23 protein-coding genes are annotated in these 24,254 nt (G+C 46.6%); 9 read left to right on the top strand and 14 right to left on the bottom strand.

Annotation, left to right across the window (positions count from 1 at the left end; translation table 11 throughout):
- Nucleotides 1-129 precede the first annotated feature (129 nt).
- Nucleotides 130-399, bottom strand: coding sequence for a hypothetical protein (locus NYE42_RS02995; RefSeq protein ID WP_007409303.1), 270 nt, complete (start codon nt 397-399; stop codon nt 130-132).
- A 231-nt stretch (nt 400-630) separates the two neighbouring features.
- Here NYE42_RS02995 and NYE42_RS02990 point away from each other — a divergent pair, with 231 nt between their 5' ends.
- Entirely contained in the window at nt 631-885 is a 255-nt protein-coding gene (locus NYE42_RS02990) for a hypothetical protein (protein ID WP_040238473.1), read from the top strand.
- Between the two features lie 57 nt (nt 886-942).
- Here the strand turns inward: NYE42_RS02990 and NYE42_RS02985 are convergent, their stop codons facing one another.
- Both NYE42_RS02985 and NYE42_RS02980 read right to left on the bottom strand, forming a co-directional pair.
- Nucleotides 943-2,136, bottom strand: a complete 1,194-nt coding sequence (locus NYE42_RS02985) for a macrolide family glycosyltransferase (protein ID WP_031378603.1) — start codon at nt 2,134-2,136, stop codon at nt 943-945.
- 140 nt (nt 2,137-2,276) lie between these two features.
- Complete coding sequence (locus NYE42_RS02980; protein ID WP_040238476.1) at nt 2,277-2,963, bottom strand: GntR family transcriptional regulator; 687 nt, start codon at nt 2,961-2,963, stop codon at nt 2,277-2,279.
- Nucleotides 2,964-3,145: 182 nt separating this feature from the next.
- Here NYE42_RS02980 and NYE42_RS02975 point away from each other — a divergent pair, with 182 nt between their 5' ends.
- Nucleotides 3,146-4,204, top strand: coding sequence for a tartrate dehydrogenase (locus NYE42_RS02975; RefSeq protein WP_352426745.1), 1,059 nt, complete (start codon nt 3,146-3,148; stop codon nt 4,202-4,204).
- Nucleotides 4,205-4,252: 48 nt separating this feature from the next.
- Here the strand turns inward: NYE42_RS02975 and NYE42_RS02970 are convergent, their stop codons facing one another.
- The 5 genes from NYE42_RS02970 to NYE42_RS02950 form a co-directional block, all read right to left on the bottom strand.
- Nucleotides 4,253-5,035, bottom strand: coding sequence for a class I SAM-dependent methyltransferase (locus NYE42_RS02970; RefSeq protein ID WP_076425597.1), 783 nt, complete (start codon nt 5,033-5,035; stop codon nt 4,253-4,255).
- Nucleotides 5,036-5,070: 35 nt separating this feature from the next.
- Nucleotides 5,071-5,688: an NUDIX hydrolase gene (locus NYE42_RS02965; RefSeq protein ID WP_352426744.1), complete on the bottom strand. Its 618-nt coding sequence runs from the start codon at nt 5,686-5,688 to the stop codon at nt 5,071-5,073.
- 193 nt (nt 5,689-5,881) lie between these two features.
- Nucleotides 5,882-7,032 (bottom strand): IS3 family transposase gene (locus NYE42_RS02960; RefSeq protein WP_095352997.1). Its coding sequence is split into 2 segments (ribosomal slippage): nt 5,882-6,759 and nt 6,759-7,032, totalling 1,152 coding nucleotides; the frame shifts between segments, so codons are not numbered across the junction.
- A gap of 120 nt (nt 7,033-7,152) precedes the next feature.
- Complete coding sequence (locus NYE42_RS02955; protein WP_015239274.1) at nt 7,153-8,025, bottom strand: DMT family transporter; 873 nt, start codon at nt 8,023-8,025, stop codon at nt 7,153-7,155.
- A 215-nt stretch (nt 8,026-8,240) separates the two neighbouring features.
- Nucleotides 8,241-9,062, bottom strand: a complete 822-nt coding sequence (locus NYE42_RS02950) for a MerR family transcriptional regulator (RefSeq protein WP_095352354.1) — start codon at nt 9,060-9,062, stop codon at nt 8,241-8,243.
- A gap of 131 nt (nt 9,063-9,193) precedes the next feature.
- On the opposite strand from NYE42_RS02950, the gene NYE42_RS02945 reads away from it, so the two are divergent.
- The gene (locus NYE42_RS02945) at nt 9,194-9,652 is read left to right on the top strand and encodes a GNAT family N-acetyltransferase (protein ID WP_033575018.1); all 459 of its coding nucleotides are present in this window, start codon (nt 9,194-9,196) and stop codon (nt 9,650-9,652) included.
- A 157-nt stretch (nt 9,653-9,809) separates the two neighbouring features.
- The gene (locus NYE42_RS02940) at nt 9,810-10,553 is read left to right on the top strand and encodes a sulfite exporter TauE/SafE family protein (RefSeq protein ID WP_015416927.1); all 744 of its coding nucleotides are present in this window, start codon (nt 9,810-9,812) and stop codon (nt 10,551-10,553) included.
- A gap of 41 nt (nt 10,554-10,594) precedes the next feature.
- Here NYE42_RS02940 and NYE42_RS02935 read toward each other — a convergent pair whose 3' ends face one another.
- A complete protein-coding gene (locus tag NYE42_RS02935) occupies nt 10,595-11,434 on the bottom strand; it encodes a helix-turn-helix transcriptional regulator (protein ID WP_014417044.1) in 840 nt (279 codons plus the stop codon).
- Nucleotides 11,435-11,542: 108 nt separating this feature from the next.
- Here NYE42_RS02935 and fabF point away from each other — a divergent pair, with 108 nt between their 5' ends.
- Nucleotides 11,543-12,778 (top strand): beta-ketoacyl-ACP synthase II, encoded by a 1,236-nt coding sequence (fabF, locus tag NYE42_RS02930; protein WP_144664546.1) that lies wholly within the window; start codon nt 11,543-11,545, stop codon nt 12,776-12,778.
- Between the two features lie 28 nt (nt 12,779-12,806).
- Here fabF and NYE42_RS02925 read toward each other — a convergent pair whose 3' ends face one another.
- Complete coding sequence (locus NYE42_RS02925) at nt 12,807-14,018, bottom strand: Bcr/CflA family efflux MFS transporter (protein WP_015239269.1); 1,212 nt, start codon at nt 14,016-14,018, stop codon at nt 12,807-12,809.
- Between the two features lie 145 nt (nt 14,019-14,163).
- Nucleotides 14,164-15,297: a glycerol dehydrogenase gene (locus tag NYE42_RS02920; protein WP_007609719.1), complete on the bottom strand. Its 1,134-nt coding sequence runs from the start codon at nt 15,295-15,297 to the stop codon at nt 14,164-14,166.
- Between the two features lie 282 nt (nt 15,298-15,579).
- On the opposite strand from NYE42_RS02920, the gene NYE42_RS02915 reads away from it, so the two are divergent.
- The 4 genes from NYE42_RS02915 to NYE42_RS02900 all read left to right on the top strand — a co-directional run bounded on the left by NYE42_RS02915 (nt 15,580) and on the right by NYE42_RS02900 (nt 19,836).
- Nucleotides 15,580-16,437: a YitT family protein gene (locus NYE42_RS02915; protein ID WP_032866769.1), complete on the top strand. Its 858-nt coding sequence runs from the start codon at nt 15,580-15,582 to the stop codon at nt 16,435-16,437.
- 116 nt (nt 16,438-16,553) lie between these two features.
- Complete coding sequence (locus NYE42_RS02910) at nt 16,554-17,081, top strand: GNAT family protein (protein WP_040238485.1); 528 nt, start codon at nt 16,554-16,556, stop codon at nt 17,079-17,081.
- A gap of 277 nt (nt 17,082-17,358) precedes the next feature.
- Nucleotides 17,359-18,987 carry a ribosomal protection-like ABC-F family protein gene (abc-f, locus tag NYE42_RS02905; RefSeq protein ID WP_040238486.1) on the top strand — a complete coding sequence of 543 codons (1,629 nt, stop codon included), beginning with the start codon at nt 17,359-17,361 and terminating at the stop codon, nt 18,985-18,987.
- A gap of 126 nt (nt 18,988-19,113) precedes the next feature.
- Nucleotides 19,114-19,836, top strand: a complete 723-nt coding sequence (locus NYE42_RS02900) for a gamma-glutamyl-gamma-aminobutyrate hydrolase family protein (protein WP_015416922.1) — start codon at nt 19,114-19,116, stop codon at nt 19,834-19,836.
- Nucleotides 19,837-19,869: 33 nt separating this feature from the next.
- Here the strand turns inward: NYE42_RS02900 and NYE42_RS02895 are convergent, their stop codons facing one another.
- The 3 genes from NYE42_RS02895 to NYE42_RS02885 all read right to left on the bottom strand — a co-directional run bounded on the left by NYE42_RS02895 (nt 19,870) and on the right by NYE42_RS02885 (nt 23,967).
- Complete coding sequence (locus tag NYE42_RS02895) at nt 19,870-22,023, bottom strand: MMPL family transporter (protein ID WP_061581823.1); 2,154 nt, start codon at nt 22,021-22,023, stop codon at nt 19,870-19,872.
- Nucleotides 22,024-22,121: 98 nt separating this feature from the next.
- A complete protein-coding gene (locus NYE42_RS02890) occupies nt 22,122-22,757 on the bottom strand; it encodes a response regulator transcription factor (RefSeq protein WP_040238492.1) in 636 nt (211 codons plus the stop codon).
- Entirely contained in the window at nt 22,750-23,967 is a 1,218-nt protein-coding gene (locus NYE42_RS02885; protein ID WP_040238494.1) for a sensor histidine kinase, read from the bottom strand. Before NYE42_RS02885 ends, NYE42_RS02890 begins: the two co-directional genes overlap by 8 nt.
- Nucleotides 23,968-24,254: the final 287 nt, after the last annotated feature.

Here is a 24,254-nt window from a genome sequence, read left to right as displayed (position 1 = left end):
AACCTCCATATACAAGCTGATTTACTCTTTTATACGAACGGCCGCTTTAGAAGTTTCAATATTTTCCCTTCTCGAAACACAGTCAGTATACTGCCGTTCAGGCAGCCGCGGAGGTTTGATAAATGTCTTTTATTCACACAATACTGTGCAGGCTTCGAATTCAACATGCTTCTCGTCTTTATTTGCACCGGCAATTTCCATGGTCGAAAACATCGCGCAGACGACGGCTTTGTATTCGTTCATGACGGTTTGAATTTCAATCAGGAACCGTTCGGATGAAGCCGCGTATTCCGTTACGTACTCTTTCATTTTGCCGATAATATCATCTGCCTGACGGCTGAAGCCGGCCGCCTCCAAGTCACTCTCAAACTGGTTTTTGTTGATCATATGAATATGCATTTTTTAAAGGCTCCTTTCAGCAGCATTTTGTGGTTATATCTACTGTAAAGGACAGACTTGGATAAACTTTTAATAAAATATGAACAAAATATGAATTGGCTCATCGGTCTGACCGGCGGGCTTTCGGCTGTGCTCCGTTTCATTTGGACTACATGAAATAATGACTTCTTTACTCTGTTAAAAACAGCTCATATATGATCTAATACCAGTAAAATGTTTAGGAGGCGGCCTATGTCAGCAGCAGGAAATCGGCAAAAATTTTGGGTCATGGCGATGCTTATAGCGGTCTTCACCGTGTTCGTTTTCTCTTTTTCTGAGAATCATTCACAAAAGGACTGGCACACGGCGGTTGACCAGGCGTCTGTGAATGTCTTCGGCCAGCAGATCTTTGAAAAAAACCGTCTGGCAAAAACACTCGACGCACGTGAGGCAGAATCTCTTTTGACTCTTGTGAAACTTGCAAATGAAGAACATCACATCATCTAAAAGCCATTATAAAAAGCCTGTTTCCCTTTGGCAGAGGAAACAGGCTTTTTCCATGTATTATTGAGCATGTTTTTGTTCAATAAACCGGTCGATCCGGGCGAGAACATCCTTCATGTTCGTACATTCTTTAAAGCTTTCATTAATGGCTTGAATGCCTTGTTTGTATTTTCCGTTATGCAGCACTTCTTCCGCGGCAAGCTTTACCTTTTCAGCGCTTACTTCATCTTTTTGCACGGTATAGCCTGCATCCAATTCAGTCAGGCGACGCGCAACCATCGGCTGGTCTTTATCGTGCGGGATGACGACCAGCGGCACTTGATAATGAATGCCTTCATTTACACTGTTCATTCCGCCATGCGTGACAAACACGTCGGCCTGCTCCAGCACTTCAAGCTGCGGCACGTACGGGGCGATGATAAAGTTTTCCGGCGCCTGTTTGATTTTCGACAGATCGGCTTTTTCCCCGGCGGCAATGACTACTTTTCCTTCAAAATCTGAGAACGCGTCTATGCACAGATTGAAAAACGCTTCCGTGTCCCCGAGCACCGTTCCCATTGAGATATAAATGACTTTTTCATTCTTTAATGCGTCAATCGGGAAGTCGACGCGCCCTTTTCTCTTCGGAAAACTCGGACCGATAAATAAATACTCATCTCCGAATGTCTCACTTTCGGGCTGAAAATATCTGCTTGTATAGACGACGTTCAATTCACCTGTGTTGTTCATAAATTGAACCATGCTGTCAGGGGCGACACCGTATTTGTCTTTCATCTCGGCCAACAGCTCTTCACATTCCCTGTCCGGCTGAAACGGCACGCCCGATTCCGGGTGGAGCGGCAGTATTTTCAGACGGTCTTCATTGAACAGGAAGGACGCTGAAGAAGAGATGCCGGGAATGTTGAGATAATCCCGCACCAGCTCTCCCGCACCGAATTTATCATAATAGACGGCGTCGAATTGAATGTCCTCTGCCAGCCGCTGCACAATATGTAAAATCTCCAGTGACGTTTTGATATGAACCTTTAAAAATGCAAGTATGCCGGACGGACTGCCGGGATCAATGGGTGTCATTCTGAGCAGATCGCTGTGAAGATGAACTTTCGCCCCTACTCCTTCCAGTCTGCTTTTGTATTTTTCCGTTGAGATATAATGAACGTGATCGCCCCGTTCGCTGAAGGCCTTTGTCATACCCAATGTCGGGTTTACGTGTCCTTCTGCGGGAAAATTGATCATCAGAATATGTTTCGCCATTTTTCAATCTCCTTTGCCTTTTTTGCGTCTCTTCCATATCCATCATAAATGACGCGGAAAAAATCATGCAAGGAACATCCGTCGGGTCTTTATGACGGTTCGATGACATCGGCAAAAAAAGACAAGGCATTTCACCTTGTCTATCGTGATGATTCGTCTGTTTCTTCCGCTCTCAGCACGCCTTTCAGATGTTCTTCATCATGCTTGAGATGCTCCGTCATATATTGCACGGCTTTTGTTTTGTCGCCCTTTTTTATTTCTTCAAAGACTTTCCGGTGCTCATGCAGGATAACCTCCGCACGGTCATCGCCTTTAAAATTAAGAACTCTGCAAAAATGAATCAGCACATTGACATGCTCAAGCAGCATGGCCAGCCGGCTGTTATGGCTGAAATCCACAAGGAGCTGATGAAACGTCTCGTTCAAGGAAATAATCTCAGTCTCTTTGACGCCTTTATTGATGGCTTCTTCCGTCTCGCGCAGCTGTTTTTCAATGAGGTCAATTTCACTCTCAGCCGCTTCATCAATAACCAGTTCGACTGCCAGTGATTCAAGTGACATTCTGATTTTATAAATCTCTTCAACATCCTTAACGGACAAAGAATAAATGACAAAGCCGTTTCGATCGTCTGCCGTCAGAAGCCCGTCCTTTTCAAGGAGCCGCATGGCTTCTCTGACCGGCGACCGGCTGACTCCGAAATCCTTGGCCAGCTGAGTCTCATTCAGCCGTTCACCCGGTTTAAAAATCCCGTCAAATATCATTTTTTTCAATTGGGAATAAAATTGCAGATAATACGGGATTGGCTTATCTAATTTAAAATTATCCATCTTTCCTACCTCTTCATACAATTTAGGCCTTATTGTTACCAAGATCATATAACAGTTTATCTATGGAAGCAACATTCCCGAGCTTGTCAGCATATCGGAGGTGGCGTAATATGGAATTATAATGAACGACGGTCGACGGTCTGCCGTAAACCGAAAACAATTCATTCAGAGGTGACGGAAACATGAAAACATACAAGATTGCCAGCATACCGGGGGACGGTGTGGGGAAAGAAACAGTCCCTCAAGCGGAGCGGGTGTTGAATGCGATTGCCGAATTACATGGAGGCATTGCCTTTGATTTCACTTCTTTTCCGTGGAGCTGCGAGTATTATTTGGAGCACGGGACTATGATGCCGGATGATGGATTAGAAAGGTTACAGCACTTTGATGCTTTGTTTTTGGGGGCGGTGGGGAATCAAAAACTCGTCCCCGATCATGTTTCGCTGTGGGGGCTGCTCATCAAGATACGCCGGGAATTTGAACAGGTGATTAATGTGCGGCCGGCAAAGCTCCTGCCGGGAATCACTTCCCCCCTCGTTAACCCGAAGGATTTTGATCTGATAGTCGTCCGCGAAAACAGTGAGGGCGAGTACAGCTCTGTCGGCGGCAGAATCTATCAGGGTGAGGACGAAATCGCCATACAAAACGCGGTCTTTTCCCGCCGGGGTACGGAAAGAGTGATGCGGTATGCTTTCGAACTGGCGGAAAGTCGGCGGAAACACGTCACAAGCGCGACGAAATCAAACGGTATTGTTCACTCGATGCCGTTCTGGGATGACATCTTTAAAGAGGTCAGCCGTGAGTACGCCGGGATTGAGACGGATTCCCAGCACATCGATGCACTGGCGGCCTTCTTTGTCACGCAGCCGGAACGCTTCGATGTCATTGTCGCTTCGAATCTGTTCGGAGATGTGCTGACAGATATCGGCGCGGCGATTATGGGAAGCATCGGAATCGCTCCCGCAGCCAACATCAATGTAAACGGCAAATATCCTTCCATGTTTGAGCCTGTTCACGGCTCCGCCCCGGATATTGTCGGAAAAGGAATTGCCAATCCTATAGGCCAAATATGGACGGCGAAATTAATGCTCGATTCATTCGGAGAAGAGGAACTGGGCCATCTCCTCTTACAATCTATTGAAACGGTCACAAACAGCGGCATTCTGACTCCTGATGTCGGCGGAAAACATTCAACGGAAGATGTCACTTCCGCTATTATTTCTCAAATCAAGAACAGATAATACGAAAAAAACCGCGGGCAGGAAAACTGCACAGCGGTTTTTTTCGTCTCAGACGGGACGGATCGCGCAGAAACAGGCCGATTCACCTGTGAAGCCCGCAATACGGCCTGATTGATCCTTTTCTACAGAAAAAAACCGCTGTATATCACGAGGAGCATCCAGCATCTGTTTTTCCAGTAATGCGGCTTTCTCTTCAGTCAGGCCTGCCCGTTCACACCAGACGGTAAATTGAAATGGTTTCAAAAAGCAGACAGCGGATTCAATCCGGAAGCCGGCTGTCTCCAGAAAACGGAGCCATTCTGTTTTTTTCCACGCCCGAAAGTGGCTCTGATCCCGTCTCTTCTCAATGTCATTATAAAAATGGTCATATTCATCCTTTTCAGGTGCGGTATTGTCAATGAGAAGCAGTCTGCCGCCCGGTTTGACAACCCGAAACGCTTCATGAACAAAGGCTCTGACATCGGGAAAATGATGCGCCGCGATTCTGCATGTGACGATATCGAAAGCAGCATCGGAAAACGGCATCTTCTCAGCATCGCCTTTTTCGAATGACACGTTCGTCCATCCGTTTCCGGTTATAAATGCTTCAGCGGCTGCTAACATTTCTTCCGTGAGGTCATAGGCGATAACAGAGCGTACGAGAGGAGCGAGAGCGTTAGCCGTATGTCCGCCTCCCGTCGCGATATCCAGCACGTCCATATGCTTTTCGGCACCGGAAGCTGAAACGAGATACGCCAAATCCTCTCCTGCGGCGTGTCCTGGACTAGTCACATATTTCGCGGCGTTTTTGGCAAATTGCCGCTGCGCCTGCTGTTTAATTGAATCCTCCATTATACTCGGGCCCCCTTTTCTTTCTGATTGCTGCCTTAATCAAAATAAACGGGTTCGTCCGGATGTTTGAGATACGCAAACATCTTTTCAATCTGACTATCTGTATTGCGGGCTTCAGATAGCGGCGGCAGTTCCGTTTCCGCAAAAAAGCCGGCGGCGCTTGTTTCTGTTCCCTCCCTGATCCGGCCGCCGATGATCTCGCATTTGATAAACACTTTGTAAACGTGGGCGGCGGACGGCGGATGGGAATGACATTTCTTATCCATTACAGCTAACAGTTTAACGGGCTTTACTTCGATTCCCGATTCCTCTTTTACTTCTTTGACAGCGGTCTCGCCCGGAGAAATCCCGATATCAGCCCATCCGCCCGGCAGCGCCCATCTGCCGTCGCTTTTCTCTCTTACCATTAATATGCTCTGATCTTTAAAAACTGCCGCTCTGATATCAACTTTCGGAGTGGGATAGCCCGTGTCACCGGCGAATACGTCTTTGATGACCCTTTTATCGATGCCGGTATGATGCGCCATGATATCCACGCTTATTTTTCTTATTTCTTCAAATCTCTCAATATCATATATGTCTTTGGAATAAGCCAGCCCCGCTTGCGCCGCGGATTGAAGCTGTTTTGCCCATTCAAGCCATTTTGGCTCCATTTTTTCACCGCCCGTTATGTTAATTGACGAAACCCTGAGGGTCCGAGTATTGCACCTTGAGAGTACCGGTGCCCATGATCCGTTTCTGCTCCTTGTTTTCTGTGTATGACGGAGCGAATCCTGCCGGAAAATCAGAAAAAAGCCATTCATTTGGGGACTGACCCCCGTTTTTGAGACAGGGATCAAAACACCTTTAAGCAGCCAGCTGTCGGTATGTGACCGGCGGCTGGTTGTTTAGTTTCGTTTGAATACGAATGTTGTTATAATAGTATATATAGGTTTCGACAGTTTGCTCTACGATGGTCGTCGTAGTGCTTTCCAACCTGTCGAGGTAGAACGTTTCAGACTTTAGTGAGGAATGAAACGATTCGATGGAGGCATTATCAGCGGGTGTCCCTTTACGGGACATGCTCATGGTAATGCCTTTTGTTTTAACAGCTTTCTGATACTCATAAGATGTATAAACAGAACCTTGGTCACTATGTAACACGCAGTTCTCTGGGAGTACGGGCAGCTGATCAAGTGTGTGTAAGACAAAATCTGTGTCCTGTCTATCGCCAATCGTAAAAGCAATCACTTCTCCATTGTATAAATCCAATATACTGGAAAGATACAATTGTTTCTGCCCATAAGGCAAATATGTGATATCCGTTACTAGCTTTTCCAGAGGGCGATCAGACTGAAAGTTCCGATCTAATATATTCTCGGCCACGGCATATGGCTGCCCATTCTTCTTGCGCTTTTTCACCTTAACCCGGCATTGCCACTGATTTTTCTGCATAATGCGCTGAACCGTTTTATGATTAATACGCATTCCCTTTTTTAATATGGCTGTGATTTTCCGATAGCCATATCGATACTTGTGTTCTCGGCACAACGTGCCGATTTGTTTTTCTAAATGGTATTTAGGGTTATCTTTCATCAGATTCTTCTTCCAACGATAATAAGATGCTCGTGAGATACCTAAATGAATACAGATATCCTGTATGGTCATTGTGCCGCGCAATGCTTCTACAAGCTCGACTGGCGTTTCGCTATCAGCTTCCTTTCCAATTCGTTGTACTTTTTTAACACTTCATTCTGTTGTCTCAGATAACGATTTTCTGCCTGCAGTTTCTCTAATTCGGAAGAATACTCTGGACCTTTTCCATAAGAATATTGCTTTCCGACAGGTTGTTCGAATCGATGTGTGTCCCCAGCTTTATACCACCTGACCCATGTCTGCACCTGCGTCTTATTCTTTATATTCAATTCCTGCATGATCTCCTTCACAGGCACGCCCGCCAATCTCATTTCTACAGCCTTCTGTTTGACTTCAACCGGATAACTCACTCTTGCCCTCATAGAAAAACACCTCCAAGTCTAATTTCGGATAACAACGATCCGTTTTCAAACTTGAAGGTGTTTTTTGTTTGTCTCATATTATGGGGTCAGTCCCTTTGCTGAATGGCTTTTTTTCATTTTCTATTTTTCTTTCATGACGAGAACGACGCCTGAAACAATAAGAGCCGCCCCGATCCAGAAGGTTCCTCCGATCGTCTCTCCCAGCAGCAGCCAGCCGAGCAAAGTCCCGGAAAGCGGCTGAAAGAAGAAAAACAGACCGCCGCTTGCCGCATTCAGCAATTGCAATCCGCGATTCCAAAGCATGAACGCGCAGGCGGTTGAGATCACACCCAGATATAAAAGTCCGCCCCATATCTCAGGCCGGGCAAGCTGAGACAAAGGAATCTCCCGAAGCGGGCCCGCTGTAAACGGGGTCAGGATGACAAATGCGACGCAAATGGAATACGTTGTGACGACAAGCGGTGAGTAATGGCCGGGTACCCGTTTCATCAGCACGGACATCAAAGCCCATGTCAGCGCCGCAGCCAGAAGCGAGAGACCGCCGAGCTGGCTCGACATATTGAGATCTCCGTTCCCCACAATGAGCAATACTCCGATCGTCGCCAGCCCTGTCGATATTCCTTTTTTCAGCGTTAACCGTTCTTTCAACATCAGCCGGGCAAATACAACCATAAATGCGGGAGTGGATGCCGTAATAATCGCACCCATCTGCGCGGTTGATAATTTCGTGCCGATTTCCTGCGTGACGATCGAAACCGTGTTGCCGATCAATCCGATCGCAGCGATCAGTAATAAATCACGTTTATGAACTTTCCAGGATTGGCGTGTAAATAAACTGAGAATCAAAAGCGACAGAAGCGCCACCGCATATCTCAGCCATACCAGTTCAAGCGGCGGAATGACCGCTACCACAACTTTTACAACGACATACATACCGCCCCAGATACTGGCGGCCAATGCCAAATAAATCGAACCGAACAATGTATTTTTCAATTTGATGCACCCTCCGTTATCATATTAGGTCACGTCATATGCCCTAACGGAGAGAAGCGCAGTCACTTTCCTCCATTAAGGGCGGAGAAGTGCTGCCGGTACATCATGTTCAAATAAGGGGGCTAGAAACATATCGTTTTTCACCTCAATTGCAATCTGATTTTTCTCATTATACAAGGTTTGTTAGAAGACGTAAATGAACGGCGGCATCGGCTTTATCGATTGCGGACTTGCAGCTGGATTCTTGTGATCTGATTGTCAAACCCGTCCGCCACAACTTCATCAAGCATATATTCTTCATATGCATAATCGCCCATTTCCAGCCCATACTCTTCAATAAACTGCATGATGCTGCGGTAAGCCGCTTCCGCTTCATCCCCTATTTGGTACCCGACGGCATAAAGCCCTTTCGGCTTGATATGGAGGTCTCTATTCTCTATGCCTTCTTCTGTCTTCATATAAAAATGGGTGTAGTTGTAGAATTCTTTTTTCAGAATCTGCTCCCGCGCAAACAGTCCGCCGACCGGATGCCCCTGATCGAGCTCATGTACCCGCATATAGCGGATCAATTCGGAAATGGCGGCAGTATATTGCCGTTCTGGCAAATGGAGTACGGGCCGTCCTATCATAAGTGTCTCTTCATCTAATCGCTGCAATGAGACGGAGGAAAAGTCTGTCTCCAAGGCTTGTTCGGTCAGCTTCACCTTTGTCCGAATCATCCTTTGCAGGTGCTCCAGCTTTTTGATTTTGCTTTCGATTTCTGAAGATTTCTCTTTTAAAAGCGTGATGATACCCTCAGGGGTTTTGTTTGTTAAGAGCGGTTTGATCTGCTTCAAGGGCACGCCGACCTCCTTAAACAGACCGATGACCTGGAACAGTTCGAATTGATGATAGGAATAGTATCTGTATCCGTTCGCTTTTTTGATTTCCGGAGAAAGCAGGCCGATCTCGTCATAATGGAACAGGGTTTGTTTTTTTACGTGGCACAGTTTTGCAAATTCACCCGTTGTGAAGTATTTTCTGACGTCTTCGCTCATAATGCCTCCTTGACTATACGGTAACCATATCCTTTATGATGATCATTGTATCCGAGAGAAGGCTGATTCACAAATGGCTTACGTAATGAAAGCTTTACCGTCTCAAAAAAAGCGGAAGAGGAGTATCAAGTATGACGATTGAAATCAGAACAGTCACGGAAGAAAACCGTGCCGATATACTGGCGCTTCATGTAAGGGAAAGCCAGATTTCATTTATTGAAACCGCGGAAGAGTGCTTACAAGATGCTGAGGATTGCCGGCATTATCAGCCGGCCGGTCTTTATGTTAACGGGGAATTGGTCGGCTTTGCCATGTACGGATGGTTTCCGGAATATGATGAGGAAAATGAAAACGGCAGAGTGTGGCTTGACCGTTTTTTTATTGATGAACGCTATCAGGGACGGGGATTTGGCAAGCTGTTGCTTGATGCCCTAATCCGTCATCTCGTTCGAATATATGATTGCAGACGGATTTATTTAAGCCTGTTTGAAGATAATGTGCACGCATTGCGGCTTTATCAAAGATTCGGCTTTTCATTCAATGGAGAGCTGGACTTCAATGGTGAAAAAGTGATGGTGAAAGAGCTGTAAACCCTCTGTATAAAAGCAATTCGGCTTCTTGCCAATACCTTAAATTTGAGGTAACATAAAGATATCAGACGACGGTCGACGGACTACGGTCGATTATTAAAACCTGATACAGCGGAGCGGAACATGGTGATCAGGCATCTAAATGGAGGAGAAGATTGTGCTTATTATACTCGTTATGTTTCTTCTCGGGATTATTCTCGGGTTTATCGGCGCCGGGGGAGCCGGTTTTGTCATTGCACTTTTAACTATACTGTTTCACGTACCGATTCATACGGCTTTAGGCACCTCCCTTGCCGGAATGGCTTTCACAAGTTTGTCGGGGGCATTCAGCCACTACCGTGAAGGCAATATTCAGATGAAGATCGGTCTCATCGTCGGCGTTTTTGCGGCATTCGGTTCGTTTTTCGGGGCAAGGCTTACTTCCCTTATCCCCGCAGATTTGCTGCATTACTTGACGGCGGGCATGCTGTTTTTATCTGCTCTGCTTATTTTAGTCCGGTTATTTATTGTAAAAGAAACACAAGAAGATTCGGGACAGCAAAGCAATCTAAACATATGGGTGAAAGCCGTTGTACTCGGTGTCATCGCAGGAATCTTGTCCGGAACGTTCGGAATCGGCTCTGCCCCTTTCATCCAAATCGGCTTAATGATTCTTTTGCGCTTATCCATCCGCCAGTCGGTCGGCACCACCATGCTTGTCATTATCCCGCTTGCGGTCGGCGGAGGACTCGGTTATGTGACGGAAGGATTTGTCGATTATATGCTGTTGGTCAAAGTGCTGATCGGAACGATGTGCGGCGCATATGTCGGAGCGAAATTCACCAACCTCGTGCCGAAAGTCATTCTGAAATCAGCCATCTTTTTAACCCCGGCCATCGCCGGTCTCATGCTTTTATTTTAAACTGAAACGGGAGGCGGCCGCCTCCCGTTTTGTTCTGTTCTTCATCTGTTTTCGAAGAGCTTTTTCAGCTTTGCTTCCGTTTCGGTATGATCTACCGGCGTATACACACTGCAGCGCAGATCACTGTTGCCCTGAACCTGAAATGAAGTCAGGTTAAAGACCATTTTTCCCGCCTTCGCGTGGCGGAACTCAATTAATACTTCGGGTGCCGAGCTGACTTCGCTCTCATTCCACAGCGTATGAAATTCCGAATACGTTTTCTCCATTTCTTCTATAAACTGAGAATACCACGTATCAGCTACATACTGGCCGTAATACGTTCTGAAAATGGCGATGAATCCTTTCACAAAGTGCTCCCAGTTCACGGCTAAACTTCTTAATTCTTTTCTGGAAAACAATAGCTCTATGAGATTCCGTTTTTCAGGAGGAATTTGTTCAAAATCTAAAAATACGTGAGCCGCGGCCTGGTTCCATCCCACGATATGACACCGCCTGTCCGAGATAATGGTGGGACAATAACGGAGCTCCTGCAGAATTTTTGAAAGCGACGGGCTGATAACCGCTTCTTCCTCCGCGGTAAACGGCTGCTTCACGCCCTCCTCAATGGCAAGCGCGTATAAATAATTTCTCTCATCTTTGTTCAGCTGCAGCGCATCGGAAACGGCGTCCAATACGGCTGCGGACACTTTAATGTCTCTGCCCTGCTCCAGCCACGTATACCACGTGGTGCTTACGCCGGCTAATTGCGCGACCTCTTCTCTTCGGAGTCCGGGCGTTCTTCTCCGTGTGCCCATCGGCAGCCCGGCCATCTGCGGAGAAATTTTGGCCCGCTGCGTTTTTAAAAACTCTGAGAGCGCCTGCAATCTTCCTTCTGGTATCATACCGAATCTCTCCTCTCTTACCCTGGTATTTATTATACTAGGATAAACAACAACTTGTAATAGGATAATTGCGAGTTACAATAAATACATACCGAAGGAGGAATGACCATGAAAAGAGTTGTGATCACCGGAATGGGAGTGATTTCACCTCTCGGCAATGATGTGCATACATTTTGGAAACACCTGACGGAAGGAAAATCGGGAATCTCTTTCATCGATTCGTTTGATGTCTCCGGCTCCAAGACAAAAATAGCCGGCACCGTCCTTGATTTTGACGCAGAAGAAAGATGGGGCAGAAAAGAAGCGAGACGGCTTGACCGTTTCAGCCAGTTTGCTTTAGCGGCAGCGGAACAGGCGCTTGAAAGCTCCGGGATTCAGCTCGATCAGATTGACCGTGAACGCCTCGGCGTGTACGTCGGCTCGGGAATCGGCGGCATCACGACTTTGATTGATAACGTTCATACTTTAAATGAACGGGGAGCGCGAAAAGTGAGCCCAAGCCTTGTCCCCATGATGATCTCAAATGCGGCCGCCGCTCAAATCAGCATCAGATTAGGCGCGCTCGGCCCCTCACTTTCTCCCGTCACCGCGTGTTCCATCGGCAATACGTCGATCGGGGAAGCATTCAACGCCATCCGGAATGATGACGCAGATATCATGTTTGCCGGGGGAGCGGAAGCGGCGATTACGAATTTGTCATTAGCCAGCTTCGGCAATGCCCACGCGCTGTCAGCGAGAAACGAAGACCCCGCCGCTGCAAGCCGTCCGTTTGACGCGGATCGTGATGGATTTGTCATGAGTGAAGGCGCGGGCATCTTAGTATTGGAATCATTGGATAGTGCAATCGGCAGAAATGCCCCGATCCTTTGTGAGGTGCTCGGCTACGGTGCGAGCTCTGACGCCTATCATATGGTGGCCTCCCATCCGGAAGGAACGGGCGCATACCTGGCGATGAAAAACGCTTTGAAAAAGGCGAACGTTTCAGCGGAAGACATTGATGTCGTAAGCGCTCATGCGACAAGCACAAAAGCCGGAGATCTTTCTGAAACATTGGCCATCAAGACATTATTCGGGGAGCTTGCGTATGATATTCCGGTTACGGCCAACAAATCAATGCTCGGCCACATGCTTGGCGCGGCAGGCGGCGTTGAAGCCATCGCTCTGACAGAAAGCCTGAGACACGGCATCATCCCGCCGACGATCAATCTGCAGCACCCTGATTCGGCATGTGATTTGGACTATGTAGCAGACGGGCCCCGCCATCAATCGTTAACGATCGGCCTTTCCAACTCATTCGGCTTTGGCGGGCATAATTCGGCGATCGTGCTGAAGAAATATGAATAACGGGCATCAAAAAAAGGAGTGAATCATTTCACTCCTTTTTTGCTTTCTCCGGTTTTGTTGTTAAGGCGAAAAAAGCGATGGAACCGATAACGGATGTCGTGAACATAATTGCCCCCATCGGGACGGCCGTCGCTTCATTCATCCCCACAAGCGGCGACACGATGGAACCGAGAAGAAGCGGAAGCATGCCAAGCAGTGCGCTTGCGCTTCCCGCGCGGTGTCCCTGCTTTTCCATCGCCAATGTAAAGGTGCTTGTCAGCGTCATGCCGATCGTAATCATATAAATAAAAATTGAAATCACCAGTGCCGCCAGCGGTCCGTGAATGATCGTCATGACGAGCAGAACGGCAGTCGCCGTCATCGCTGTAATCACGCCGATTCTCAACAGGCTTTTTTCGTGAATGATTCCGCCGAAACGCCCGATGATAAAGCTTCCGGTAATGATCGCCAGACCGTTTATGCCGAATAAAACACTGAATACCTGAGGCGAGACTCCGTAAATATCCTGATACACGAAAGGCGTTCCGGAGACATACGCAAAGCTCCCGCCGTGAATAAAACCGACCGTCAGCGCATAGCCGATAAATGACCGATCCTTCAGCAGGCTTCCCATTGTCCGCACGGAATTTCCGATGGAGCTCGGAATCCGCTTTTCCGGCGGCAGGGTTTCTGTCAGCTTGAGCGCAATGATAAGAACAAGCAAAAACCCGATAAAGGTTAAAAAGAGAAAAATCGTATGCCATGATGCAAACGGAAGCAGTAAAATCGCGCCTCCCGTCATCGGCGCCACCATCGGCGCGACGGCGGTAATGACCATCAGCAGCGAGAAAAATTTAGAAAGCTCTCTTCCCGAAAACACATCTCTGACGATTGCACGGGATAAAACGAGTCCTGCCGAAGCGGTGAATCCTTGAAGAAAACGGGCAATCACTAATGTAGTAATGTTCGGTGCAAGTGCGCAAAACAGAGAAAACAACGCAAATAAAAAAATACATAGTAATAACGGTTTTCTTCTTCCCTTCGCGTCACTTAACGGGCCGACAACAACCTGTCCGATTGTCAGTCCGATCAGACATGCGGTTAAACTGAGCTGGACAAGCGATGCTCGGGCGCTTAAATCTTCAGCGATTTCAGGGAAACTCGGCAGATACATATCTATATTGAGCGGCCCCAGTATCGCAAGCATTCCGAGAAGAAAAGCCAGCGCAAGCCGCTCCTTACCGGTCGGATTATGCAGCATATCGTTCCCACCTTTCCTTTGTCAATCTCTCAAAACATTTGTATATTGTATCATAATTTTTTCTTTATTTTTAAAAGTTTTCAAAGGGCGCAAAAAAACCAAGGGCTGTAACAGCCCTTGGGTCCGGGTCACGCGGTAAAAGGTTTTACGCGTGTTTTTCTTTAAATGCTTTTGCGTATTGATCAGCCGCTATAATGGCATCCGCCACGTCGTCAGCCGTCACGTCAAAAGCGGCATGAATTGTTTCTTCTTCAATCGTCGCGGCTTCTGCCACTTTCATAATGTCCTCTTTAGATGCGTCTTTCAATTTGATGTCTTCAAGTGTGACAGGCAGCCCCAAGCTGATATAAAACGCGATATACCGCTCAATTTCCTCAAGCGAACGTTTTTCCAGCGCCAATTGAACGAGCGTGCCGAATGCCACTTTTTCACCGTGGGTCAAGTGATGGATTTCACCTTCAAGCGCGGTAAATCCGTTATGAATGGCATGTGCCGCAGCTAAGCCGCCACTTTCAAATCCCAGTCCGCTCAGAAGTGTATTGGCTTCAACCACCGCTTCCAATGCGGGCGTAACGGCTTTCGCTTTCACAGACTCATAAGCGAGATGGCCGTATTTGAATAATACCGCTTCACATTTTTCCGCGATAGCCTCTCCGGCGATTGTCGGAATTCCGCCTGCCATCGTTTTACCGCCATTGGCGATGACACTGCGCGCCTCTATCCACGTCGCCATTGCATCGGCAATCCCTGATGCTAAAAAGCGCGGCGGAGCTTCCGCGACGATTTTCGTATCGACCAGAACCAGGTCAGGATTCTTATGATAGAAACGATAGTTTTCGAACGCGCCTTGTTCAGAATACACGACAGACAGCCCGCTTGTCGGAGCATCCGTTGAAGCGGCCGTCGGCACGATAACGGTATAGCCGTTTATTTCATCTGATACGGCTTTGGCCGTATCAAGCGTTTTACCGCCGCCGACTCCGATGACAATAGTCGCGCCTGCTTTTTCTGCGATGCCGGCAATTCTTTTCATTTCTTCCTGGGAGGCTTCGCCGTTGAAAACCGCCTCTTCAGAAGAGATATTGCTTTTCTTTAATTCAGCCGTCACCTTGTGGCCCGCGATATCCCATACGGTTTTGTCCGCGATGACGACGGCTTTTTCACCAACGCCCTCCAGATGTCCGCCGATCGTTTTAATGGCGTTTTTTCCCTGCACGTATTTGGCCGGACTGATAAAAATTCGTTCCAATGTCATCATCCCTTCTTCGTTGTCTCTCATTACATTTCTCTTATTGATAGAGCAGAAATGAAAACTCTTCTGATATCATTCCTCGTTTTAACTTGATTTAAACCTCATATACACTGCAGAAAAATCAATTTTCACGACATTGACAAGATGTGAAGGTGTCTATATAATCTTCGATATTGAAGCTGATCATTCTTTACTGAATGAACAAACGAGATTGTGAATGATTCGTCTTAAAAATTATTTAGTTCTGCTGGATAATTTTTGAGGCGTTTTTGTTTTTTATATATTTTTGACTGCGGAGGAGGTTTGCACATGAAGAACATTTGCAAGGATATACTGATGATTATGGCCGGAGCCTTTCTTATTGCGGCGTCCGTGGAATTTTTCGTCATCCCGAATCATTTAGGGGACGGCAGCACCGTGGGAATCGCTCTCGTGTTATATTATCTTTTCCATATACCTGCAAGTATTACGACTCTGGTTGTAAATTTGATTTTTATCGGGCTGGCTTATAAATTTTTAACGAAAAAAACGATTTTATACACGATACTCGGTACGGGAATGACTTCTGTTTTTCTCAGCATCGTCAGCTTTATTCCGTTCGGCGTGCACGATATGGTGCTCGGGATTGTATTCGGCGCTCTGCTGATGGGAGCGGGGCTGGCATTGATCTTTATCGCTGACGGATCTACCGGCGGGACCACGCTGTTGGCGTATTTATTAAATTACACAAAGGGCTTTAACATCTCCAAAAGCATGTTTTATATGGATTGTGTCATCATTTTCGCATCCGTTTTAGCGATCGGTATCAATCATATGCTGTATACGTTTATATTCGTATATCTGTGCGCCAAAATCGTCGATATTGTCATTGAGGGTTTCCATAATAAAAAAGCTCTCACCATTATGTCTGACCAATACGAAGAAATCGCCAAAGCCATCACCTCCGAGTACGGCAACGCGGCGACGATTTTTTACGGATACGGGTATTACGGCAGCAAAGACAAGCGCATTATCTATGTTGTCATTAAAAAGAACGAATTGCTGAAAATCAAAAAACATGTTCAAAAAATTGATCCGAAATCATTTATCGTTATTCATGAAGTAAAAGAAGCTGTCGGAGGGCAATTCGGGTTTACAAACCTGCCCGCCGCCGGAAATGAAAAATAACCGCCTGCAGTGTATAGCTGCAGGCTTTTTTTATTCGGCTCTTCCCCGCTTAAAGGTTTTTACATCTTTCAATCGAAGTAGTAAATGAAACCTTTTTTGATGGAGGAACATAAAAAATGAATATCAAAACTGACAGGCTCGTAATCCGGACATTTGAACCGGAAGATTGGCAGGATGTCTATGCGTACACCTCAAATCCGAATGTCATGAAATATATACCAGAGGGTGTCTTTACCGAAGAAGATGCCAGGAAATTCGTTACTGAAAACAGCGGTGAACATGCCGGGAAGTTTCCCGTTTTATTGAAGGATGAGAAAACGGTCATTGGCCACATTGCTTTTTTTCAGTATTTTGGCGATCATACGTATGAAATCGGCTGGGTGTTTCACCCGGAATACCAGGGCAAAGGATATGCTTCAGAGGCGGCGCGCGCCGTGCTGGCATTCGGGTTTAACAAGATGAAATTACACCGGATCATTGCGACATGTCAGCCGGAAAACATGGCTTCGCACCGGGTGATGGAAAAGATCGGGATGAGACGGGAAGGCTTTTTTAAAAAATGCATCCCCCATGATAATGAATGGTGGGACGAATATTATTATGCCGTTTTAGAAGAAGAATGGGAAGTCTCCAATCTGGAATAAAAAGGCTTATACCCTTTGCTTTTACAGATAAGTGTGTGCTACACTGTTTGTAACAAATACGAAGGGATGATGGGTGGACAATGATTAACTAATCTTATTTTGACCGTTTGAAATCAAATATTTCAAATCAGAAAAAATAGGATTAGTCTGCCCATTTTCTATACGATACGAAAGCTATGTAAAAATAGCTTATTTGATCATGCACAGGTACGGCTAATCCTTCCAAATCAATTGGGAGGATTTTTTTGGTCCTCCCTTTAAAGCGAGGGATTGACATATGAAAGAAATGTTAAAAATAAGCGGCATCAGTTATGAAATCAACAGCGTTCCCCTTTTTGAACAAATCAGCGCGAGCGTTCAGCAAGGTGACATCATCGGCGTTATCGGTAAAAACGGCGCCGGCAAATCGTTATTGCTGCAATTGATCTGCAATCAAAAAGCGCCGTCACAAGGACAGATCCAGATGATGCAAGATGTGAACATATATATGGTGGAACAAGAAACAGAAGCTTATGATTCCGGCCATCCGGAGCCTGCGGAGGCAGCCTTGTTAGAAAAGTGGAACGTACCCGCACGCGCCTTTTCGCAATTAAGCGGCGGAGAAAAATTGAAAGCCCGTCTTGCCAAAGGTTTCTCCTCCTCAAGCAGCCTTTTGTTATTAGATGAGCCGACGAACCACCTCGATCAGCACAGTTTGGAAATACTGCTAAATCAGATCAAGAATTACAAAGGCACCATTATTTTTGTTTCGCATGATCGTGCTTTTATAGATGCAGCGGCGACAAAAATCTGGGCCATCGAAGGAAAGAAACTCATTGAACATAAAGGGAATTATTCAAGCTATATGGAGGTCCGCAAACAGAGAAGGCTGACACAGCAGCGCGAATATGAGAATCAGCAGAATATGGTCAAAAGGATTGAAGCTCAAATGAACGAGCTGAGCGCCTGGTCAAAAAAAGCCCACGCCCAATCAACGAAAATAGAAGGCTTTAAAGAATACCATCGCGTAAAAGCAAAACGCACGGACGCCCAGATTAAATCAAAGCAGAAGCGTCTTGAAAAAGAGCTTGAAAAAGCGAAAGCAGAACCGGTTGAAGCGGAGTATGAAGTCCGTTTTTCCATTGAGCACCGCAAAAAAGCGGGAAAGCGTTTTTTAGAAGTAAGGGATGTCACAAAGTCATATGACGGACGAACGCTTTTCAAAAACGTGAATTTCACTGTGATGCACGGTGAAAAGATCGCGATTACAGGCCCGAACGGCAGCGGGAAAACAACATTATTGAAGGTCATCCTCGGTCAGGAAAAAGCGCAGGGCGGCATATGGATTTCTCCCTCTGCAAACGTCGGATATTTAACGCAGGAAGTATTCGACCTTCCGCTTGATAAAACCCCCGAACAGCTTTTTTACAAAGAAACGTTCGAAGCTAGGGGAAATGTCCAATCCCTCATGAAGCATTTAGGATTTACCGCAGCGCAATGGACGGAACCCATCGGCAAGATGAGCATGGGAGAGCGGGTCAAATGCAAACTGATGGCGTTTATTTTAGAGGAGAAAGATGTGCTGATTCTGGATGAGCCGACAAACCACCTTGATCTGCCGTCACGCGAGCAGCTTGAAGACACTTTGGCCCGATACGACGGAACGCTCATCATCGTATCTCATGATCGTTACTTTGTCGAAAAGACGACGGACATCCGGCTTGATATCTCAAACGGCAGCGTCCGAAAACAATGGAAAGAATCTCCCTCCGTCAGAGACGATGCTGAAGAACTGCGATTAAAGCTTGAGACCGAACGGCAGGAAGTCCTCGGAAAACTCAGCTTCATGACTCCGGCTGATAAACAATATCGTGAGCTTGATCAAAAATTCAAAGAGCTGACGGAAGAAATCAAGAAATTGAAATGAATGTAAAAACCCGTGATTGTCACGGGTTTTGTTTTGGAAAGCTCACGTATCATGAAGAATAATTTCAAACTGATTTGTACAACCTACGTTCAGATTAATTATGAGCATGGTTCAGGGGGGCGAAGAATGGCCAAACGCATCGGAATTACGGGAAACATTATGGCTGATCAATCCGGCCCTTTCCCGGGTTATAATAGGGCATATGTCAATAATGATTATATTCAGTCTGTTTCTGAGGCCGGCGGTGTGCCGTTTATATTGCCGGTGATTCAAGAGACGGCGCTTTTAAAGGAACAGGTCTCTCATGTTGACGGGATCATTCTGTCCGGCGGCCAGGATATAGACCCGCTGTTTTACGGCGAAGAACCTTTACAGGCTTTAAGAAAGACCTTTCCTGATCGAGACGCCTACGAGAAGGAGCTGATTCTCACGGCGGTTGCTTTAGAAAAGCCGATTCTGGCCATCTGCCGGGGGATGCATATGTTAAACGTCACTTACGGGGGAACTTTATATCAAGACCTGACACACGCTTCGTTTGCTGACATTAAGCATGATCAAGAAAAAGATCCGCCGTTAAAAACCCATCATGTTTCTTTTGAAAAAGGGACACGTCTTCATTCCTTGTTTGGCGATTCAGCGCGGGTGAATTCATTCCATCACCAGATCATAAAAGAGACGGCGCCTTTGTTTAAAGTGGCGGCTTATGCGAAAGACGGGGCCATTGAAGCGATTGAACGGACGGGTGAATTATTTGTCGTCGGCGTGCAATGGCATCCTGAAATGCTGACAAAAAAACATGAAGACATGAAAAAGCTTTTTTCTCTTTTCATGGATGCGGTCAGCACATAAAAAAAGCAGATCATAACGATCTGCTTTTTCATTTTATTCTTCCGGTTTCTCCGGTGTTTTGCCTTGTGTCAGCTTATGGCCTTCGATATCCACGTTCGGAATGATTTTATCCAGCCACTTCGGCAAGTACCAGGCCGCATGTCCCATCAGCTTCATGGCACTCGGAATAATGGTCATTCTTACAATGAACGCATCAAAAAGAACACCGAAGGTCATTGCCAAGCCCATGGATTTGATCGTAGCTTCTCCCGCAAAGATGAATCCCGCAAAGACAAAAATCATGATCAGTCCCGCCGCTGTTACGACAGGTCCGCTATGTTTCAATCCGGCATGAATGGCTTGTACCGGATTTTTTGTTTTGACATATTCTTCTCTCATTCTGCTGACTAGGAATACTTGATAGTCCATCGCCAGCCCGAAAAGAATACCGATTGCTAAAATAGGCAGGAAGGCGAGAATCGGGCCTTTTTCCGGAATGCTGAGCAAGCCGGTGAAATTCCCATCCTGCAGGACGAATACCGATAAGCCGAGTGTAGCGGTCATCGTCAGCAAAAAGCCGACGACGGCGGCAAGCGGCACGAGAAGCGAGCGGAAAACAACGGTCAGCAATACAAACGCAAACCCGACAATGAGAATGGCGAATTCCGGAATCGCATCGTTTAACCGGTCTGAAATATCAATGTTCACCGCGGTTGACCCGGTGACGAGCAGGCGGATGCCGTTTTTGTCTGACAGTTTCCGTATATCCTGCACTAACTCTTTCGTTGCCTTATCATTCGGTCCGGTTTCAGGCACTGCCGTAATAATGGCATAGTCCCCTTTTTCGTTCGGCATGGCCGGTGTGACGCTCGCCACATTGTGCAAGTCCTTCATTTCTTTCACGGCGTCTTGAAATGCTTCACTTTTGTTCCCCTTGACCCCTTTTGCATCGGCAACAATTGTCAGCTTGCCGTTAAAGCCTTCTCCGAATCCTTTAGACAACAGATCATAGGCGCGGCGATCCGGGCTGTCTTTCGCTTTCATTCCCGCATCAGGCAGCCCCAGCTCTAAATGCATGGCCGGCAGACTGATGACGGCTAAAAGAATGATGCTGAAAATGCTTAACAGAATAGGCTTCTTTGTAACGAAGCGCCCCCAGGCATTCGTGTCGGCGCTTTTCTTTTCTTTCTTCTTGTATGATTTCGGAATCATTCGTTTTCCTGCGATTGACAACACCGCAGGCACCAGCGTTACTGATGCCAATACAGCCATCAGCACACTGAGTGCCGCAGTCAATCCCATGGCAGACATGAACGGAATGCCGACAACAGTCAATCCGCAAAGCGCGACGATCACGGTCAGTCCCGCAAAAACGACGGCGCTGCCTGCCGTTCCCGCGGCTTTCGCGATCGATTCATTTTTTTGTACACCTTCGCCCAAAAACTGACGATGCTTTGTAAAGATGAACAGCGCATAATCAATTCCGACGGCCAGTCCGATCATTCCGGATAATGAGAGACTGACCGAGGCTATCGTAAAGAACTGTGTCCCAATTAACGTCAGCGCGACGCTTACACCTAACCCAATCAGGGCGGTGACAATCGGAAGCCCCGCGATGACTAATGAACCAAACGTAATGGCCAGAACAACGAATGCCAGCACAACGCCGACAATTTCAGATACACCGCCGATTTCAACACCGGCCCCCGGCACATCGCCGCTGAGCTCCGTCTGCAGACCCTTGTCTCCTGCGGCGGACAGACTGTGTTTAATATGTGAAACAGACGCATCCGTAATGTCATCCGCCGCTTTTTTGTACGTAATATCGGCATATGCCACTGATCCGTCTTTAGAAATGGTTCCTGTCTCAAAAGGACTTGCAATCGAAGCGACTGAATGATCTGTTTTGATCTTCTTTAATGTCTCTTCAATCGCTTGTTTTTCCGGTTTTGACGTCAATTTCTTCCCGTCTTCAGCTCCGAAAATAACCCGTATACTTCCTTTATCGGGACCCTTTGAAAATTCTTTTTGAATGATATCCATCGCCTTTTCAGAAGGTGTGTCGGGAATTGACATATCCTCAGAAAAAGCAGGTTTTAACGAGATGGCGATCACAATCGAAGCGATCAGTATCACGAGCCACGCACTGATCATTTTTAATCGGTTGCGGGCAGACCATCCCCCTAATTTATATAAAAAACCAGACATCGAATACTCCTCTCCAATCATTACTTTCTGCCTAATTGTAGTTCACATTCACATAAAAAAAACGTACATAGGGGCATGTACGTTTGGGCAGTTTTTCATTATATATTCAGTTTCAGAATGCCTTTTTGCATGGCAATAGTGACGGCTTCCGTCCGCGAATCAGCGCCTAATTTGTTATAAATCGATGTTAATCTCGCTTTTACCGTCCGCTCTGAGATTCCTAAATCGAAGGCGATCGCTTTGCTTTTATGTCCTTGCGCAACGGCTTCTAGAACTATGATTTCCTTGTCCGTCAGCTGTGTTTCATTGGCATTTGCCCGTTCCATTTTCATTTCCCGGAAACGCCGCAAGATATCCGGCTGCAGAAGCACTTCTCCCCTGACCGCCGCATCCATCGTATGAAATAAGGTTTCTGAGCTTGTATCTTTCAGCAGATAACCGTTCGCGCCTGATTCAATGCCTTCTATCATCAGATGATCTTCATTATAGGTCGTCAAAATAATGATCGGCACATCAGAATGCTCTTTTATCTGTTTAATGGCTTCCAGCCCGCTCATTTCCGGCATGTACAGATCCATGAGAATGACATCTGGCTTTAATTCCTTTGCGAGGCGGACGGCGGTTTTCCCGTTTTCCGCTTCTCCCGTTATGGTGTAATGGTCATTTGTTTCTATCAAAAGCTTCAGACCTTCTCTGACGACAAGATGGTCATCTGCTATTAACACTTTATACATGTTCCGCCTCTCCTTGAATTGGTATGATGATCTCAATTTGAGTTCCCGCTGATCTGGCGCTTGTTATACGGAAAGTGCCGTTCATCATATTGACGCGTTCTTGTATCCCAAGCAGCCCGTAATGTCCGCTTTTTCTCATTTTTGTCCCGGCATCAAAACCTTTCCCGTCATCTTTGACGGTTATGCGGATCTGTCCCTTTTCTTCTTGAACGGATACCCAGACATTCTTTGCTTCTGCATGCTTGGCGGCGTTTGTCAGGCCTTCTCCGATCATGTAATGGCAATTCTCCGCCGTATGAACGTCAAGCACATGATGCACGCTGTAATCTAAAAAACAAGACAGCCCGGAGGCTTCTGTAAAATGGTTGATTTGTTCAGTGATGCTTTCTTTTAAGAACCCGATCTTTTCTGATGTGCTGCGAAGGTTGTCAATGGCCGAGCGCGCATCAGCCAATGTGCCTTTCACTCTGTCCATTGACTGGCGGATGATGTCTTTCGCTCTGTCAGTGTTGTCTTTTGAAAGATGAACATGCACCGCTTCAAGCTGCATATGCAAGCTGACCAATCCCTGCGCAAGCGTATCGTGCAAGTCTCTCGCCATCCGCTGTCTTTCATTCTGAAGCGTCAGCTGTTTCACTTGCCGGTGAGCGAGCTCTAATTTTTCAAGCGTCATCTGTGTTTTTATTTTTTCATCAACTTGCGCGAAAAATGTGGCCGCATACGTGATAATCACGATCATGATGGGAGCGGCGATAACGATGAAACGCAGCAGATGATGCGGATGCTCCTGGTGCAGGGCTGTTATGGACATTAAAATGAAAAGATAGAGTATGAGCAGCGTTTTTCCCTTATCCGCCATTCCGATAATCTGCCCGATTAAAAAGGCATAGAGACCGACGACAACCGCGATATAGCCCCCGGTCATCAAGTTAGCCGATGTATATATGATAAATCCCTGTATGATGAAATAAAGAAACGTTTTTTTCTTCACCCAGCGATGGGAATGCCAGTGCAGCACGGTAAAAATGACGATCAATATCGTGAATAACAGCAGCAAAAAAACCGTCCAGCTTTCATAAATGTACTGCAAAGAGACTGATGCGGCATATACCATTAAAATAAACGCCAGACCGGGCACCCGAAGCGCAAGCATATGCAATGAACGTCTGTCACGGGAGACGTAGTCTTCTTGATGTTTTGTACGAAACAATCTCTGTCCACTTCCTTTTAGCCGACCGGCCTCACGAGGTTTTATTCTATTTGTCATCATACCATAAGTGCCTGCTTCTCACCTTCCCCTTCTTTCCTGCATGACGGGTGAAAGAAAAAACAGCCTGCGGGATTGTTCGCAAGCTGCTTTTTTGTTCATATCTTTTTTATGACCTTTCCCGGGTTTCAGCGGTCTCGTCTCCCGCGCGGCAAAACCGCCCGCGCATCAGAAAAATGTTCATGACACCAACAGCCGTTCCATGTGAACAAGAGGAAGCGATTGTGCCT

The sequence above is a fragment of the Bacillus sp. FSL K6-2865 genome (assembly GCF_040311405.1).
Taxonomy (GTDB): domain Bacteria; phylum Bacillota; class Bacilli; order Bacillales; family Bacillaceae; genus Bacillus; species Bacillus velezensis.
The sequence above is the reverse complement of the archived record's forward strand: the minus strand, read 5'-3'. Positions and strand labels throughout refer to the sequence as shown.